The following is a 15,256-nucleotide window of genomic DNA, read 5'->3' on the forward strand; positions in this document are numbered from 1 at the left end:
AACTGATGGGAGAGGGCCGTGTACGGCACTGACGGAATCGGGGAAGAAGAGCCCCTGTTCCGTCCTTACGCGGTGACCGGCGGCCGTTCCGAGCCGCGCTATCACCTCGCGATGGAGACGTTGGTCTCGTCGATGTCGATCCCGGACGCCGAGATGGCCCTGCTCACCCCCGAGCACGAGGCCATCATGCAGCTGTGCAGGACGTTCCGGTCGGTCGCCGAGATCTCGGCCCTACTCCGCGTCCCGCTGGGCGTGGCCAGGGTGCTTGTGGCGGACATGTCCGACGAAGGGCTTGTCCGCCTGCACCAGCCACGCCTCAGCCAGGGACAGCCAGACCTCAACATGCTCGAAAGGGTGCTCAGTGGACTACGCAGGCTCTAGCCCCGGGCTCACGTCGACGAAGATCGTCGTCGCCGGGGGATTCGGCGTGGGCAAGACGACGTTCGTGGGGGCGGTGTCCGAGATCCTCCCGCTCACCACGGAAGCCGTGATGACCGACGCGTCCGCGGGCATCGACGACCTCGGGATGACCCCGAACAAGCAGACCACGACCGTGGCCATGGACTTCGGCCGGGTCTCGCTGGACCGTGACCTGATCCTGTACCTGTTCGGCACGCCTGGGCAGCACCGGTTCTGGTTCATGTGGGACGACCTGGTGCGGGGCGCGATCGGTGCGGTCGTGCTGACCGACACCCGCCGCCTGGCCGACAGCTTTCCCGCGATCGACTACTTCGAAGAGGCCAAGCTGCCCTTCGTGATCGGCATCAACGGGTGGGACGGCCAGTTCCTGCACTCCGACAATGAGGTCAGGGAGGCGCTCGCGCTCTCGCCGCATGTGCCGGTGGTGCGTACGGACGCCCGCGACCGGGAGTCGGTGAAGTCGACGCTGATCGCGCTGGTCGAGCACGTCGTCCGCCTGCGTGCCGCGCCCGTTCACTAGACCTCCCGCTCCTCGCAGGCGGCAGTGGGCCGCGAGCTTGCCGGCGACGCTGGTCCAGTGTCGCCGGAGCCGTCCAAGCGCTACCGATCGAGGCGCTGGTAGAGGCGGACCGACAGGACGAAGAACACGGCGGTGATCGCCAGCGGCCAGAGCACCGCCATGAGCACCGCGTGCTGCGCCACCCACGAGTCCCCGCCCCACCCCGGATTGCCGAACAGCTCCCTGGCTGCCGCGACCGTTGACGACAGTGGGTTCCACTCCGAGATCGCGCCCAACCAGCCCGGCATGGTGTCCGGGGCGACGAAGGCGTTCGACAGGAACCCGATCGGGAACTCCAGCGTCTGGATCGCCACCACGCCGCCCGGATCCTTGGTCAGCAGCCCCAGGTAAATGCCGGCCCACAACAACGCGAAACGCAGGAGCAGCAGCAGGCACACCGCGCCCAGCGCGCCCGGCAACGTGGCCGGACGCCAGCCGACCGCCAGCCCACAGGCCAGCAGGCCGGCCAGGACCAGCACCGAATGCAGCAGATCGGCGATGGCACGGCCGACGAGCACCGCCGAGGGCGCCATGGGCATCGAGCGGAAGCGGTCCGTGACACCTTTGGACGCGTCCGTGGTGACGGCGATCATGGTGGCGCTCAGGCCGAACAGCATCGTCATGCCGTACATGCCTGGCATGAGGAACGCGAAGTAGTCCGCCCCTTCCGGCACCTTGACCGCGCCGCCGAACAGGTAGCCGAAGGCCAGCGTGATCACCACGGGGAAGGCCACACCGAAGACCACCGTCATCGGCTGGTTCGCCCAGTGGATCAGGTCGCGCCGGGCGACCGTCCACCCGTCGGCCAGTGCCCACGCCAGCCGCCCTTCTTGCAGTGATGTGCCGGTCATTTAGCGCTGCCTCCCTTGTTGGTGAGGTCGAGGAAGACTTCGTCCAGCGTCGGTCTGCGCAACGCGACGTCCTCGGCCTCGATCCCGGCCGCCGCCAGCGCCGCCAGCACCTGCGTGAGTGCCTGCACCCGCTCGCTCACCGGCGCGGACACGTGCCTGGTGTCGTGATCGACCTCGGCCGGGCCCGACGCCGCCCGCCCGACGATTCCCGCGGCCTCCTCAAGCCGCCCGGGGTCGTGGATCACCACATCGAGCCGGTCGCCGCCGAGCTTGGACTTGAGTTCGTCGGGCGTGCCCTCGGCCACCACCCGGCCCGCGTCGATCACCGAGATCCGGTCCGCGAGCTGGTCGGCCTCCTCCAGGTATTGCGTGGTCAGCAGCACGGTGGTGCCGCCGGACACCAGATCGCGGACCGTGCGCCAGATCTCCGCCCGGCTGCGCGGGTCGAGCCCGGTGGTCGGTTCGTCGAGGAAGAGCACCGGGGGTGCGAGGATCATGCTCGCCGCCAGGTCGAGCCGGCGGCGCATGCCGCCCGAATACTCCTTGACCGGGCCCGCGTGCTCCAGGCCGAAGCGTTCGAGCAGCTCCTCCGCCCGGGCCCGGGCCGCCGCCGCACCCAGGTGGTAGAGGCGGCCGAAGAGCTCCAGGTTCTGCCGCCCGGTCAGCAGCTCGTCCACGGCCGTGTGCTGGCCGACCAGGCCGATGTTGCGGCGTACCTGGCGAGGCTGGGTCACCACGTCGAAGCCGGCCACCTCCGCGCGGCCGCCCGAGGGGCGCAGGAGCGTGGTGAGGATGCGGACCGCCGTGGTCTTGCCCGCGCCGTTGGGGCCCAGGAGGCCGCAGACCGTGCCCCGGTCCACCCGCAGGTCGATGCCATCGAGTGCGGCCTGTCCGCCATACGTCTTGCGCAGTCCTTGCGCTGTCACCGCCGACATACGCTGTACCGTACGCTATACGATTCACGCCGACAACCGTACGTTGTACCGTACGAAGGTGACCGTGGAATATTCGGGGAAGGGCGACCCGGCCCGCAGCCTTGCCCTGCTCTGGCGGACCAGCGAGCGGGCCAGCCGCAAGGGCAAGCCGGAGCTCAGCGTGGATCGCATCGTGCGTGCCGCCATCGAGGTCGCCGATGCCGAGGGGCTGCAGGCGCTGTCCATGCGGCGCGTCGCCGAGCGGCTGGGCGTGGGGACGATGTCGCTCTACACGTACGTGCCGGGCAAACCCGAGCTGTTCGACGTCATGCTCGACACGGTTTACGGCGAGACCGCCAAGCCGGAGGACGTGCCGGGTGGCTGGCGGGGCAGGCTGGAGCAGATCGCCAGGGAGAACTGGGCCCTTTACCTGCGGCATCCGTGGCTGCTCCAGGTGGCGGCCAGCCGGCCGGTGCTCGGGCCGAACGTCACCGCCAAATACGACTACGAGCTGCGTGCCGTGGACGGCATCGGCCTGACGGATCTGGAGATGGACTCGGTCATCACCCTGATCACCGGCTTCGTGCACGGGGCGGCCAGGGGCGCGGTCGAGGCCGCGCAGGCCGAGAGCCAGACGGGCATGACCGACGAGCAGTGGTGGGCCGCGCACGCGCCCTTCTTGAGCCGGATCGCCCACGCCGACCGCTTCCCGACGGCGAGCAGGGTAGGGCAGGCGGCCGGTGAGGCGCTCAATGCCGCCTACAGCCCGGAACACGCCTTCGAGTTCGGCCTGCAGCGGGTCCTCGACGGCATCGAGGTCCTGGTGAACAGCCGCCGCCCGCGATGACGTGGCCGAACCTCAACGGGGGATCCAGTCCTTCCATACGATCTTGTTCTCCGCCACCCAGCGGGCGGCGGCGTCCTCGGCGGACATCTTCTCGTTGATCATGTCGCCGGCGACCGCGTTCTGGTCGTCGTTGGTCCAGGTGAAGTTGCGCACCAGTTCGTACGCCTTGCCGCCGTTCTCCGCGAACCGCTTGCTGACGATCTTGTCGAGCAGGTACGGCGGGTAGTCGCAGGCGACCTTCTGCGGGACCGCGTCACAACCGACGGCGTACGCAGGGAGCGCGATCTTCACCAGTTTGACCTTGGTGAACAACCATTGCGGCTCGTAGAAATACATCAAAAGGGGCGTCCGGTTCCGGGTCGCGTTCTGCGCCGCCTTGATCAACGCGTTCTCGCTGCCCGAGTAGACGACCTTGTAATTCAGCCCGAGGTTCTTGACGAGAGCCTCGTCATTGGTGACGAACGTCGGGTCGCCATCCAGGATTTGTCCGGCATTTCCGGTTTTGTCGGTCCGGAAGAGAGATGCGTACTTGTTGAGGTTTCGATAGTCCGTAATGTCGGGATATTTCTTGACCATCCACTCGGGGACGTACCAGCCGATCACTCCCTTGTTCCCGGTGAGGCCGGCCGACAGCGCCACCTTCTTCTCCTCGATGTACTCCTTCTTCAGATCCGGGTGGCCCCAGTTCTCGACGATCACATCGACCTTGCCGGATTCGAAATCCCGCCAGGATTGATCTTCCTTCACCGCCCGCTTGTTCACCGTGTAGCCCAGCTCGTGCTCCAGCAGGTGCGCCAGTACGGCGGCCTGGGCCTCGTACCCGACCCAGGCGTGGATGTCGAGGTTGACCGTCCCCTTGGATCCGGCGGCGGTTCGGGGCTCCTCGCCGGTGCAGGCGGTCAGGAGCAGGGCCGCGACCAGCGGCCCGACGAGCGTCTTCAAGCGCATGGGAAGTCTCCACGGCCGCGCCCCCAGGGGGCGCGGCGTGACATGGCGATCTCATGCCGACTTCTGAGATCGCACGGCGGGGTCACTTGGGGATCCAGGCCTGCCACTTGGCGGTGTTGGCCTCCACCCACTTCTTGGCGGCCTGCTCGCCGGTCATGCCGTTGTTGGTCATGTCGTCGGCGACGGCGTTCTGGTCCTCGTTGGTCCAGTTGAAGTTCTTGACGAGCTCGTAGGCCTTGCCGCCGCTCGTGGCGAACTTCGTGCTCACGATCTTGTCGAGGTCCATCTCGGGGTAGTCGCAGGCGACCTTCTTGGGGTCGGCGTCGCAGCCCTCGGTGTAGGCGGGCAGGTTGACCCGGACCAGCTCCGTCTTGCTGAACAGCCAGTGCGGATCCCAGAAGTAGAACAGCAGCGGCTTCTGCTGCGCCTGCGCCTGCTGAGCGCCCTTGATCAGGGCGGCCTCGCTGCCGCCGACCACGACCTTGTAGTTCAGCTTGAGGTTCTTGATCAGCGCTTCCTCGTTGCTGACGTACGACGGGTCGCCGAACAGCAGCTGACCCTTGTCACCGGACTCCGACGTCTTGAACAGCTCGGCGTACTTGTTGAGGTTCTTGTAGTCGGTGATGTCCGGGTACTTGTCGGCCATCCACTTCGGGATGTACCAGCCGATGACGCCCTTGTTGCCGGTGGAGCCGGCCTCGACCGCGACCTTCTTCTCCTCGATGAACGTCTTCTTCAGGTCCGGGTGGCCCCAGTTCTCGATGATGACGTCGACGTCGCCGGTCTCGAAGCCCTCCCAGGCCAGCTGCTCCTTGATCTCGGGCAGCTCGACGGTGTAGCCGAGCTCGTTCTTCAGCAGGTACGCGACCACGTTCGCGCTGGCCTCGTACCCCACCCACGGATTGATCGCGATCTTGACCGTGCCCCCGGCGCTGCTGGCGCCGCCCTGCGGCGCGGCGGTGGAGCTGGGAGAGGTCTCGACCTTGGCCCCGCCACATGCGGTGGCGGCGAGCCCAAGTGCGAGGAGGCCTGCGAGCAGGCGAATCTTCATGAGGACTTCCTCTTTCGGGGGGAAGGGCGCCTCTCGGCACCCTGCGTGATGCGGTCGAGCATGACTCCGAGGAGCACTGTCGCGATGCCGGCCACGAAGCCGAGTCCGAAGTCGGTTCGCTGGGAGAAGCCGAGGACCACGTCGTAGCCGAGCGCACCGGCCCCCACCAGGCCACCGACGACGACCATGGCCAGGGTCATCACGATGCCCTGGTTGGCGGCGAGCAGGATGGCCCGCCTGGCCATCGGCAGCTGCACCTTCCACAGCAGCTGGCCGGGGGTCGAGCCGGCCGAGGCCGCCGCCTCCACGACCGTGGCGGGTACGGTCTTGATGCCGTCCTCGACCAGGCGCACCACCGGCGGCACCGCGTAGATGATCGAGGCGAAGATCGCGGTGAACCTGGTGGTCTCGAACAACGCCAGCGCCGGCAGCAGGTAGACGAAGGCCGGCATCGTCTGAGCGGCGTCCAGCAGGGGACGCTGCACGGCCGAGTACCGCGGCGAGCGGGCCGCGGCCACCCCGAGCAGCAGGCCGATGACGAGGGTTACCAGCACCGCGACGGCGACCGTGGTCATCGTCTGCATGGCGTGTTCCCACGTGCCGAGCAGGGCGATCGCCAGCAGGCAACCGAGCGCGGTCAGCGCCGGTCGTACACCGCTGACCCGCCACGCGACGGCCAGCAGGGCGAGCGCGACGAGCCACCAAGGGGCCGTGGTGAGCAGCTTCTCCAGGGGGTTGAGCAGGGCGCTGGTGGTGAGGTCCTTGATGAACGTGGTGACGGGATACCAGGTGGTCTCGGCCCAGCGGACGGCGTCGTTGACCGGGGCGACGACGTTGATCGTCCAGTCCTCCGGCCACGCGCGCGGCAGCACGGGGATGAGCGCGAGCCCGGCCGCGCCGAGCACGCCCGCCGCCGCCAGGTCGACCTTGCTCGGCTTCGAGTGCGGGCCGCGTCTGGAAACCGACATCATCATCCGGTCGAGCACCACCGCCATGATCACGATGGCCACGCCTGCCGGGAGCATGATGCCGACCTGGGCCCGCGACAGGCCGCGGATGATGTCGCCGCCCAGGCCGGGTGCGGAGATCAGGTTCGCGATGACGACCATGGACAGGGCCATCATGATCGTCTGGTTCACCGCCAGCGCCATCGTGGACCTGGCCAGCGGCAGGTAGACCTTGATCAACGTCTGTCCGCGGGTGGCGCCCAGCGACGCGGACGCCTCGACCGCCGTGGGGGAGACTCCCGAGATGGCCAGCGCGGTGATGCGGATGGCCGGCGGGATCGAGTAGATCATCGTCGCGATGGCCCCGGCCGGTGCGCCGATGTGGAAGAACAACGCCAGCGGCGCCAGGTACGCGAACGTCGGCATGATCTGCATGACGTCCAGCACCGGCGTGACCGCCCGCCGCACCCGCTCCGACAGTCCGGCCCAGATGCCGATCGGGATCCCGATCGCCAGCGAGAGCAGCACGGCCGCCGCGACCAGGGCCAGCGTGTCGATGCTCGACTGCCACAACCCCAGGAGGCCGAACGCGCTGACGCCCGCGACCGCGAGCAACGCGATCCGCCAGCCCCCGGCCAGCCAGGCCAGCGCGCCCATGACCCCGGTGACGCCGGGCCAGCCGAGAGCGTACAGGGCGGTGTGGAACAGGTCGTAGAGCCCGCCGACGAAGAGCCTGATGTAGTTGAGGAAGTACAGGAAGAGCGGATTGTCGTTGCGGTGGTCGTCGATCCACTCACGTAACTCGGTGACGGCCAGGAACTGCGGCGCGTCCTTGTCGTGGGGCAGCGTCCCCGTGCCACGGAAGACCAGGTACGCCGCCGCGAACAGGACCGCGGCCCCCACCGGCGCCGCCCACCGGGGCAGTCCTGCTCTGGAAGGCACGCTGACGGCAGTAGTGGTACTGCTCATACCCCCGCCTTGACGGAGACGCCCTGCCCCGAGAGGAAGGTCAGCAGGTCCACACGGTCCACGACGCCCACCAGTTCGTCGCCGTCCACCACCTTGATCGGGCGGCCCGAGGCGGAGGCCATGCCGATCGCGTCCTTGATGACCGTGGTGACCGGCAGCTCCGGTCCGTCCAACGGCTCGCCGGGCTCGGGGTCGCGGCAGATCCAGCGCAACGTCAGCACGTGGCTCCTGGGCACGTCGCGGATGAAGTCGGACACGTAGTCGTCGGCCGGCGCGCCCACCAGCTCCTCCGGGGTGCCGAGTTGCACGATCGAGCCCGCCCGCATGATCGCGATGCGCTCGCCCAGCTTGAGCGCCTCGGACAGATCGTGGGTGATGAACACCATGGTCTTGCCGACCTCGCGGTGCAGGCGGATCACCTCGGCCTGCATGTCCCGCCTGATCAGCGGGTCGAGCGCGCTGAACGGCTCGTCGAACAACATCACCTGCGGGTCGACCGCCAGCGCCCTGGCCAGGCCGACGCGCTGCTGCATGCCGCCGGAGAGCTGGTCCGGGTAGGCGTCGGCGTACCCGTCGAGGCCGACGAGCGAGAGGATCTCCCCGGCACGGGTGTGCCTGGCGGCCTTGGGCGTGCCCTGGATCTCCAGGCCGTACGCCACGTTGTCGATCACCTTGCGGTGCGGCAGCAGGCCGAAGTGCTGGAAGACCATGCTGACCTGGTGGCGGCGGATCTCGCGGAGCCGGGCTGGGGAGGCGCGGCCGATGTCCTCGCCGCCGATCCTGATCTCTCCCGCGGTGGGTTCGATGAGCCGGGTGAGGCAGCGTACGAGGGTGGACTTGCCACTGCCCGACAGGCCCATGACCACGAAGACCTCGCCGGGGCGCACCTCGAAGCTCACGTCTCTGACGGCGGCGGTGCAGCCGGTCTTCTCGCGCAGCGCGGCGGGTTCGAGATGCCGATCCTCGCTGTCCAGCACCCTTTGCGCCCTGGATCCGAAGATCTTCCAAAGGCCCTCAACGGTGATAGCCGCGCTGTCGGGAGAATCCCCCACACTCGCCTCCTCGTTTGCCGGGGCTCAACATATGTCGGGAATAACGTGAATCTCAACGATGTGACCGTCAGGAGACCAGGGTGCTTCCGGCGTGTTATGCGTTTGAAACGTTCAAATCACCCATATCTAGACATGAGGTTAGTTGGCGGTTTATTTCTGGCTTCTCGAACTTCGTAGATGGAGTTCCAGCTTCGTCACATGAGCCACAGAAATTGAATTTTGCCAAGATATGTTCGGGTAGCCTCCGCTGCGTGTGATGTGTTCCAATTACCGGCACTTGCTGATTTCCCCCGGGGACACAGCACCCCTCAAATACGCCGATAGCGGGCGAGGTGCGTTCGGTGAGCACAGAGCTGGGCCAGAGGCAGGCCAGCGAGGGTAACTGGCGCCTGCGCAATTGGCGTGTCCGCGCACGGCTCGTCGCCCTGATCCTGATTCCGACGGCGGCCGCCGTGCTGCTGGGCGGCATTCAGGTGCTCACCTCGACGGCCGCGGCCGGCGAATTCGCGCGGACGAACCAGTTCGCCCAGCTGTCGGAGGAACTGGGCGCGCTCACCCACGCCGTCTCCAGCGAGCGTGCCAGGACCGCCTGGTACATCGCCCGCAACCGGCCCGCGAACGGGCTGTCCGAGGTGCAGGCCCAGATGGCCGACGTGGACACGGCGGCCAAGGACGTGCGGGGCATCGCCAGGCAGCTGACGAGCGAGGTCACCGGTCGCACCGCCGACCAGCTCGAGCAGTTGCTCAACCGCCTGGACGACCTGACGGCCCTGCGCAAGCAGGCGCTCGACGCCAACCTTCTGCCCGGGCCCGCCGTCGAGCTCTACACGAAGGTGATCAACGACCTGCTCTCGGTGCACAACGAGCTGATCAAGGGGAGCGCCGACGACGAGCTGTTCCGCCAGACCCGCATGCTCGACGCCCTGGCGCGGGCCAAGGAGAGCGTCTCCTACCAGCAGGCGCTGGTCACGGTCGCGCTGGTCGAGGGGGCGTTCGACCAGGACCAGCTCAAGCGTTTCCTCGGCGAGCAGTCCAAGGAGACCAACGAGCGCCAGGCCTTCGTGGCCGAGGCCACGGCGGAGGAGCGCCGCTACTTCGACGAGACGGTCAACGGCAACACCGCCGATCGCATGTTGTTCCTGCGTGAGCTGGTGCTGATCAGGGCCACGGACGGGCTGCCGCTGCGCGGCCTCGACCTGAGCAAGCGCGACGACGCCAAGGAGTGGTACGAGGCGTCCAAGGTCGTCGTCGACTCCATGCGCAAGGTCGAGGAACGTCAGGCCGGCGGCATCGTGGCCCGGAGCGAGGCGCTCAGCGCGGACGAGCGGCAGCGGGCGTTCGTGACCGCGGGCGCCGTGCTCGCGCTGATGGTGGCCGTGCTGCTGATCACCACCGGCGTGGCCAGATCGCTCGTGCGGCCGCTGCGCCGGCTGCGCGGCGAGGCCCTGGAGATCGCCGGCAAGCGGCTGCCCGCCTTCGTCCAGCACCTGCGCGAATCCCGGGACGGCGCGGTCGACGCCGAGGTGCCGCCCATCGGGATCTTCTCCAAGGACGAGGTCGGCGAGGTCGCCCGGGCCTTCGACGAGGTGCACCGTGAGGCGGTGCGGCTGGCCGGCGACGAGGCGCGGCTGCGCGCCAACGTCAACGCGATGTTCGTCAACCTGTCCAGGCGCAGCCAGACGCTGGTCGAGCGGCAGCTGACGCTGATCGAGAAGCTGGAGCGCGGCGAGCGCGACGACACCCGGCTCGGCGACCTGTTCAAGCTCGACCACCTGGCCACCCGCATGCGCCGCAACAGCGAGAACCTGCTCGTCCTGGCCGGGCAGGAGGCCGCGCGCAAGTGGAGCGAGCCGGTCGAGCTGATGGACATCGTGCGGGCCGCGCTCGGCGAGGTCGAGAGCTACGATCGGGTCAGCATCCAGGTGCAGTCGGACGTCGCGATCGCCGGGCAGGCCGTCACGGACGCGGTGCACCTGCTGGCCGAGCTGATCGAGAACGCGGTCTCGTTCTCGTCGCGGGACACCAAGGTCGTGATCTCCAGCAGCCGTATCGACGGCGGCTCGCTGATGTTGTCGGTCACCGACAACGGCATCGGCATGAGCCAGGAGGAGCTGACGGAGGCGAACTGGCGGCTGGCCAACCCGCCGGTGGTGGACGTGTCGGTGTCGCGCCGCATGGGACTGTTCGTGGTCGGCCGGCTGGCGCTGCGGCACAACATCCGGGTCCAGTTGCGCCGGCAGGACATCGGCGGGCTGACCGCCATGGTGCTCATCCCGCCGACGTTGCTCACCGCCGTGCCAGGCACGATGCCCGCCGCCCAGTCGCCCGCCACCCCGTCGCCCACCGCGCAATCGTTCGGCTCGCAGTCGTCGGGCTCGCAGTCGTTCGGTTCATTCTCGTCGGAGCCGTTCGCCTCCCAGCCGTTCGCATCTGAGTCGTTCGCTTCCGGGCCGTTCGGGTCGGAGTCGTTCGCTTCGGGGCCGTTCGGGTCGGAGTCGTTCGCTTCGGGGCCGTTCGCGTCGGAGCCGTTGTCGTCGGGGCGCCAGGCGGACCTGCAGGTGCCGCGGCAGGGGCAGCCGGCCATGCCGTCCTTCGGGCCAGGGCACCCGTCTTTGGACGTCGCGCCGCCGGCTCCGGAGCCGTCGTCGTGGTTCAGCTCGCCGCACGCGCCGTCCGGCTCGGCATCGCTGGAGCCGCCGCCGGAGCTGACCACGCCGCCGGCGACGTACCCGTCGTTCGCCACACCGGCCGCCCCGTCCAGGGACGACTTCCTGCCGATCTTCGCGTCTGTGGAGGACAGCAGCTGGTTCACCAAGGCGGCGCCCACCGCCGACCGCCGCGACCCCTCCTGGCCGTCGCCGGTCGATCAGGGGTGGCAGGCGGCCGGGGCGGCCGCCGAGCCCGCGCAGGGCGGGACCACAAACTCCGGCTTGCCGAAGCGGACGCCGAGAGCGAATCTGGTACCGGGCACCGCGAACCCGAAACCGCCGCCCGCTCCCGCTCCATCGCTGTCCCCTGATCGCCTGCGCGACCGGCTGGCCAGCTACCAGCAGGGTGTGCGCAAGGGTCGCTCAGAGCTCGAGGAGGACTCATGAAGGAGCTGAGCCAAGCCGCCAGGGACATGAACTGGCTGGTCACCAGCTTCGTCGACGAGGTCCCTGGCGTCGCTCACGCTGTGGTCGTCTCCGCGGACGGCCTGCCCATGGCGTTCTCCCGAGGCTTCCCCAAGGATCGGGCCGACCAGCTGGCCGCCATCGCGGCCGGGCTCGTCAGCCTCACTCAGGGCTCTGCGCGGGTCTTCGAGGGCGGGAGCGTCACCCAGACGCTCGTCGAGATGGACCGCGGGTTGCTGCTGGTGATGTCGATCAGTGACGGATCCTCCTTGGCGGTGCTGGCCGCGCCCGACTGCGACATGGGGCTGGTGGCGTACCAGATGACGATCCTGGTCGAACGCGCAGGACAGGTGCTGACGCCGGCTGTGCGGGCGGAGTTGTCTACTGGGCGCTCGTGGTGAGGAGCAGACGTGGGATCGTGGCATAACGGTGAGCCGGAGGCCGAGCGCAGCTCGCTGGTCCGGATGTACGCCGTCACGGGCGGCAGGACCGCTCCGCGTAGCGACCTCGCCATGGAGGCACTGGTATCGTCGGCCACCTCGGCGCAGCTCGGCCCAACCTACGCCCGCGAATACCGTGCGATCAGCGAGCTGTGCCGTCAGGTCAGGTCCGTGGCGGAGATCTCCGCGCTGCTGAGCGTCCCGCTCGGCGTGGCGCGGGTGCTGGTCGCCGACATGGAGGCGGACGGGCTGGTCAGGGTGTACCAGCCGCAGTTGGAGGCAGGCCTTCCGGACAGGGGCCTGCTCGAAAGGGTTTTGAGTGGACTTCGCAGGCTCTAGCCGGCTCACCTCCACGAAGATCGTCGTGGCGGGCGGGTTCGGTGTGGGGAAGACCACGTTCGTGGGCTCGGTCTCCGAGATCATGCCGCTGACCACCGAAGCGGTGATGACCGAGGCCTCCCAGGGCATCGACGACCTCGATCACACGCCGGGCAAGACCACCACCACCGTGGCGATGGACTTCGGCAGGCTCACGCTCGACAGCGATCTGATTCTTTACCTGTTCGGCACGCCCGGGCAGCACCGGTTCTGGTTCATGTGGGACGACCTCGTCCGCGGGGCCATCGGAGCCGTGGTGCTCGTGGACTCGCTGCGGCTGGCCGACAGCTTCCCCGCCGTCGACTACTTCGAGGAGTCGGGGATGCCGTTCCTGGTCGGGCTGAACGGCTGGAACGGCGAGTTCCCGCACGTCGAGAGCGAGGTGCGGGAGGCGCTCACGCTATCGGGCCACGTGCCGATCATCCGCACGGACGCCAGGGACCGCCAGGCGGTCAAGAGCACGCTCATCACGCTCGTGGAGCACGCACTCGCGGTGCGCGCTCACTGAGCCCACCAGTACGCGGCCACCAGCTCGGCCACCAGCGTCTCGGTCAGCAGGGCCACGTCCGGGTCGTCGTCGTGCAGGTAGCGGACGGCAGCCGCGGCGTCCGGCACCTCGGCGCCCACGGTGATCACGGTGGACCCGCGCTCGCGTACCCAGTCCATGGCCTGGGCGTCGTAGCGGGAGCCGGGGAAGAGCAGGGCGCGGTAGTCGAGGGTTTTGGTGAGGTACACGTCCACGTGCGCCCAGTCGCCCGTCTCGCAGGCGTCGGCGGGGCGGCGCGGGCCCTCCCTGAACATCAACGCCGACTGCTCGGCCGACGACAGACGCTCGGCCGGGGCGATCGTGTAGACCCCGTGCGGGCCGTCAAGCAGCTCCATGGTCAGGGGCAGCCACTCGTCCCGGCGATCCAGGAGGTCCGCCGTGGCCTCCGCGGTCTTCTTGATCAGGGCGGGCACGTCGCTGTCCGCTCCGGTGAGCTTCGCCTCCAGGGCCAGGAGCAGTGCCAGGGTGTGCTGGAACGTGCGGCAGGCCACGCCGCCGCGTTCCTCGCCCGCCCGCATCGGGATCACCAGGTCGGCTCGCTCGGCCAGGGGCGAGGCGGGCGCGTTCGTGAGGGCCGCCACGAACGCCGGGCCCCGCGCGTAGCGGTCGGTCGCGTCCAGGGTCTCCCTGCTGCCACCCGTCGCCGAGATCGGGATGACCAGGGTGTCCTTAGAGGCCGGGTACGTAGCCGCGGCGGAGGCGTAGTCGGCGTACGCGTCGACGCCGGAGGCACGCAGGCGCAGGGCCGCCACCCCCGCCGCGTAGCGGGAGCTGCCCATGCCCAGGAACAGCACCCGTGCCGCGTGCTCCGGGAGCTTCTCGAAGGGGTCTTCGCCGGTGAGGGCGTCGGCCAAGGCCGCCAGGGAATCCGGCTTGGACTCCAGGTCGGAGAGGTAGAGCTCAGAATTCACGCGATGTTCTCCTCGGGGTTCTGCTCCGGGTACCAGGTGCGCAGGACGCCCATGGGGGCGTAGCGCCAGCGGGGCAGGTGGCGGGCGGCGTAGATCAGCTCGCGGCACTCCTGCTCCACCTCGAAGGGGCGGATCAGGGTCTCGTCCAGCAGGTCTGGGCGGTTTCTCGCGGTCAGGCGGGCCTTGTAGGCGGTCACCATGATGGCGCGAGCCTCGGCTGCCCAGGCGGCCGCGGCTTCGGGCGGGGTGCCCCTTCTCTTGATCGCCACCTGGGCGGCGTGTTCCAGGCTGGTCGTGAGCTGGGCCACGTCCCTGGCGGGGGGCTGGTGCGGGTCCGCGTCCGTGACGGTGGGGTTGCCGTCGAAGTCTATGACCGCGTAGCCGTCTCGCCATCTGAGTATCTGGCCCACGTGGAGGTCGCCGTGGATCCTGACGCGTGGGGTGGTGATGGGTCGCCGGCTCAGGGCTGCTAGATCGCGTCTCAGGTCCTGGGCTCTGGCGGCCAGCCAGCGGCCGTCCTCGCCATCGGTGACCTCCAGCGCCTCGGCCAACGCCCCCTCCGCCCTGGCCGCGGCCGACGTGGCGCCGGGCTCCGCCGCACGGGTGCTCGCCGTACCGGCGCCGGGTCGGCCGGCGCCGGTGGGCGTGTCGGTGCTGGTGAGGAGGGCCGGGGTGGGCCCGTTCTCGGGAAGGGGCGCGGCGGTCGGCGGCGGGAGGGTGGCGAGGGCGAGGTGGAGGTCGGCGGTGAGGCGGCCGAGGTCGGCGGCGAACGCGGTGGTGCCTGCTTGGGCCTCGTCCACGCACCACTCCCAGCCGTCTCTGGCCCCGGGAAGATACCCGGTCACCAGAGCCAGGAGGCAGTCGCGTCCGTCCACCGGGCCGGTCAGCGCCGCGTACGGAGGCGCGGTGTCGTTGAAGCCGGCCTCAACGAGGTGGGCGAGGATGTCAGGGGCGGGATGCGGGAGCGGCACCGGCGGCGTCATCCACTTGACGACCACCTTCTCGTCCACCACGACCGAGTAGTTCGTCTGGTCCACGTGGGCCCCGAAGTCACGCTCAGCGGGGGCCCCAGTGTGGAGATCCCTCCGGTCGTACGAGAGGGTGGGCAGCGGAAGGAAGCGGCGCACCGCGAACGGCGGTGGCGCGTCTCCCTCCAACACCGCCAGAAGGGCGGCCGTGAACCCGCGCTCGCGGGCGGTAAGGGGTTTCTCACCGAGAGAGATCAATCTCGGGGCTATTGAATGCCAATTCAACACGGATAGCAAACTTCCTGGTCGCAATATGGGGAAAAGTCTTGCTCATGTTGATA

15 protein-coding genes are annotated in these 15,256 nt (G+C 68.8%); 7 read left to right on the forward strand and 8 right to left on the reverse strand.

Translation table 11 applies throughout. The annotated features are described in order from the left end of the window. Positions 1-18 precede the first annotated feature (18 nt). Both EDD27_RS53605 and EDD27_RS53610 read left to right on the forward strand, forming a co-directional pair. Positions 19-381: a DUF742 domain-containing protein gene (locus EDD27_RS53605; protein ID WP_127940335.1), complete on the forward strand. Its 363-nt coding sequence runs from the start codon at positions 19-21 to the stop codon at positions 379-381. Then, positions 362-940 carry a GTP-binding protein gene (locus EDD27_RS53610; protein WP_127940336.1) on the forward strand — a complete coding sequence of 193 codons (579 nt, stop codon included), beginning with the start codon at positions 362-364 and terminating at the stop codon, positions 938-940. The genes EDD27_RS53605 and EDD27_RS53610 overlap by 20 nt, the downstream gene beginning before the upstream one ends. Positions 941-1,020: 80 nt before the next feature. On the opposite strand, the gene EDD27_RS53615 is transcribed toward EDD27_RS53610, so the two are convergent. Both EDD27_RS53615 and EDD27_RS53620 read right to left on the reverse strand, forming a co-directional pair. Beyond that, positions 1,021-1,830, reverse strand: a complete 810-nt coding sequence (locus tag EDD27_RS53615) for an ABC transporter permease (RefSeq protein ID WP_127940337.1) — start codon at positions 1,828-1,830, stop codon at positions 1,021-1,023. Further along, positions 1,827-2,765, reverse strand: a complete 939-nt coding sequence (locus EDD27_RS53620) for an ATP-binding cassette domain-containing protein (RefSeq protein WP_127940338.1) — start codon at positions 2,763-2,765, stop codon at positions 1,827-1,829. Before EDD27_RS53620 ends, EDD27_RS53615 begins: the two co-directional genes overlap by 4 nt. 58 nt (positions 2,766-2,823) lie before the next feature. Between EDD27_RS53620 and EDD27_RS53625 the strand changes: the two genes are divergently transcribed. Beyond that, on the forward strand, positions 2,824-3,591 hold the full coding sequence (locus EDD27_RS53625; protein ID WP_127940339.1) for a TetR/AcrR family transcriptional regulator: 768 nt from the start codon (positions 2,824-2,826) through the stop codon (positions 3,589-3,591). 12 nt (positions 3,592-3,603) lie between these two features. Here the strand turns inward: EDD27_RS53625 and EDD27_RS53630 are convergent, their stop codons facing one another. From EDD27_RS53630 to EDD27_RS53645, 4 genes are all read right to left on the reverse strand, one after another. After that, on the reverse strand, positions 3,604-4,539 hold the full coding sequence (locus EDD27_RS53630; RefSeq protein WP_127940340.1) for an ABC transporter substrate-binding protein: 936 nt from the start codon (positions 4,537-4,539) through the stop codon (positions 3,604-3,606). 82 nt (positions 4,540-4,621) lie between these two features. Continuing rightward, positions 4,622-5,590: an ABC transporter substrate-binding protein gene (locus tag EDD27_RS53635; protein ID WP_127940341.1), complete on the reverse strand. Its 969-nt coding sequence runs from the start codon at positions 5,588-5,590 to the stop codon at positions 4,622-4,624. Continuing rightward, positions 5,587-7,506 carry an ABC transporter permease gene (locus tag EDD27_RS53640; protein WP_127940342.1) on the reverse strand — a complete coding sequence of 640 codons (1,920 nt, stop codon included), beginning with the start codon at positions 7,504-7,506 and terminating at the stop codon, positions 5,587-5,589. Before EDD27_RS53640 ends, EDD27_RS53635 begins: the two co-directional genes overlap by 4 nt. Next, positions 7,503-8,531 carry a quaternary amine ABC transporter ATP-binding protein gene (locus EDD27_RS53645; protein ID WP_206642342.1) on the reverse strand — a complete coding sequence of 343 codons (1,029 nt, stop codon included), beginning with the start codon at positions 8,529-8,531 and terminating at the stop codon, positions 7,503-7,505. Before EDD27_RS53645 ends, EDD27_RS53640 begins: the two co-directional genes overlap by 4 nt. Positions 8,532-8,899: 368 nt before the next feature. Between EDD27_RS53645 and EDD27_RS53650 the strand changes: the two genes are divergently transcribed. From EDD27_RS53650 to EDD27_RS53665, 4 genes are all read left to right on the forward strand, one after another. Beyond that, positions 8,900-11,653, forward strand: coding sequence for a sensor histidine kinase (locus EDD27_RS53650; RefSeq protein WP_241564761.1), 2,754 nt, complete (start codon positions 8,900-8,902; stop codon positions 11,651-11,653). Beyond that, a complete protein-coding gene (locus EDD27_RS53655) occupies positions 11,650-12,072 on the forward strand; it encodes a roadblock/LC7 domain-containing protein (protein ID WP_127940344.1) in 423 nt (140 codons plus the stop codon). The genes EDD27_RS53650 and EDD27_RS53655 overlap by 4 nt, the downstream gene beginning before the upstream one ends. Before the next feature lie 63 nt (positions 12,073-12,135). Next, positions 12,136-12,450: a DUF742 domain-containing protein gene (locus tag EDD27_RS53660; RefSeq protein ID WP_241564953.1), complete on the forward strand. Its 315-nt coding sequence runs from the start codon at positions 12,136-12,138 to the stop codon at positions 12,448-12,450. Then, a complete protein-coding gene (locus tag EDD27_RS53665) occupies positions 12,431-12,997 on the forward strand; it encodes a GTP-binding protein (protein ID WP_127940346.1) in 567 nt (188 codons plus the stop codon). Before EDD27_RS53660 ends, EDD27_RS53665 begins: the two co-directional genes overlap by 20 nt. Here the strand turns inward: EDD27_RS53665 and EDD27_RS53670 are convergent. Together EDD27_RS53670 and EDD27_RS53675 are read right to left on the reverse strand one after the other, a co-directional pair. Further along, on the reverse strand, positions 12,991-13,947 hold the full coding sequence (locus EDD27_RS53670) for an SIS domain-containing protein (RefSeq protein ID WP_127940347.1): 957 nt from the start codon (positions 13,945-13,947) through the stop codon (positions 12,991-12,993). The two genes, EDD27_RS53665 and EDD27_RS53670, sit on opposite strands and share 7 nt — an antisense overlap. Beyond that, positions 13,944-15,173, reverse strand: coding sequence for a phosphotransferase (locus EDD27_RS53675; protein WP_127940348.1), 1,230 nt, complete (start codon positions 15,171-15,173; stop codon positions 13,944-13,946). Before EDD27_RS53675 ends, EDD27_RS53670 begins: the two co-directional genes overlap by 4 nt. Positions 15,174-15,256: the final 83 nt, after the last annotated feature.

The organism is Nonomuraea polychroma (genome assembly GCF_004011505.1).
Taxonomy (GTDB): Bacteria; Actinomycetota; Actinomycetes; order Streptosporangiales; family Streptosporangiaceae; genus Nonomuraea; species Nonomuraea polychroma.

Bases quoted from the DNA above. Each gene is read 5' to 3' on its own strand.
- EDD27_RS53635 (WP_127940341.1), bottom strand. From the start codon at position 5,590: ATGAAGATTCGCCTGCTCGCAGGCCTCCTCGCACTTGGGCTCGCCGCC.
- EDD27_RS53620 (WP_127940338.1), bottom strand. From the start codon at position 2,765: ATGTCGGCGGTGACAGCGCAAGGACTGCGCAAGACGTATGGCGGACAG.
- EDD27_RS53655 (WP_127940344.1), top strand. From the start codon at position 11,650: ATGAAGGAGCTGAGCCAAGCCGCCAGGGACATGAACTGGCTGGTCACC.
- EDD27_RS53630 (WP_127940340.1), bottom strand. From the start codon at position 4,539: ATGCGCTTGAAGACGCTCGTCGGGCCGCTGGTCGCGGCCCTGCTCCTG.
- EDD27_RS53660 (WP_241564953.1), top strand. From the start codon at position 12,136: ATGTACGCCGTCACGGGCGGCAGGACCGCTCCGCGTAGCGACCTCGCC.
- EDD27_RS53640 (WP_127940342.1), bottom strand. From the start codon at position 7,506: ATGAGCAGTACCACTACTGCCGTCAGCGTGCCTTCCAGAGCAGGACTG.
- EDD27_RS53615 (WP_127940337.1), bottom strand. From the start codon at position 1,830: ATGACCGGCACATCACTGCAAGAAGGGCGGCTGGCGTGGGCACTGGCC.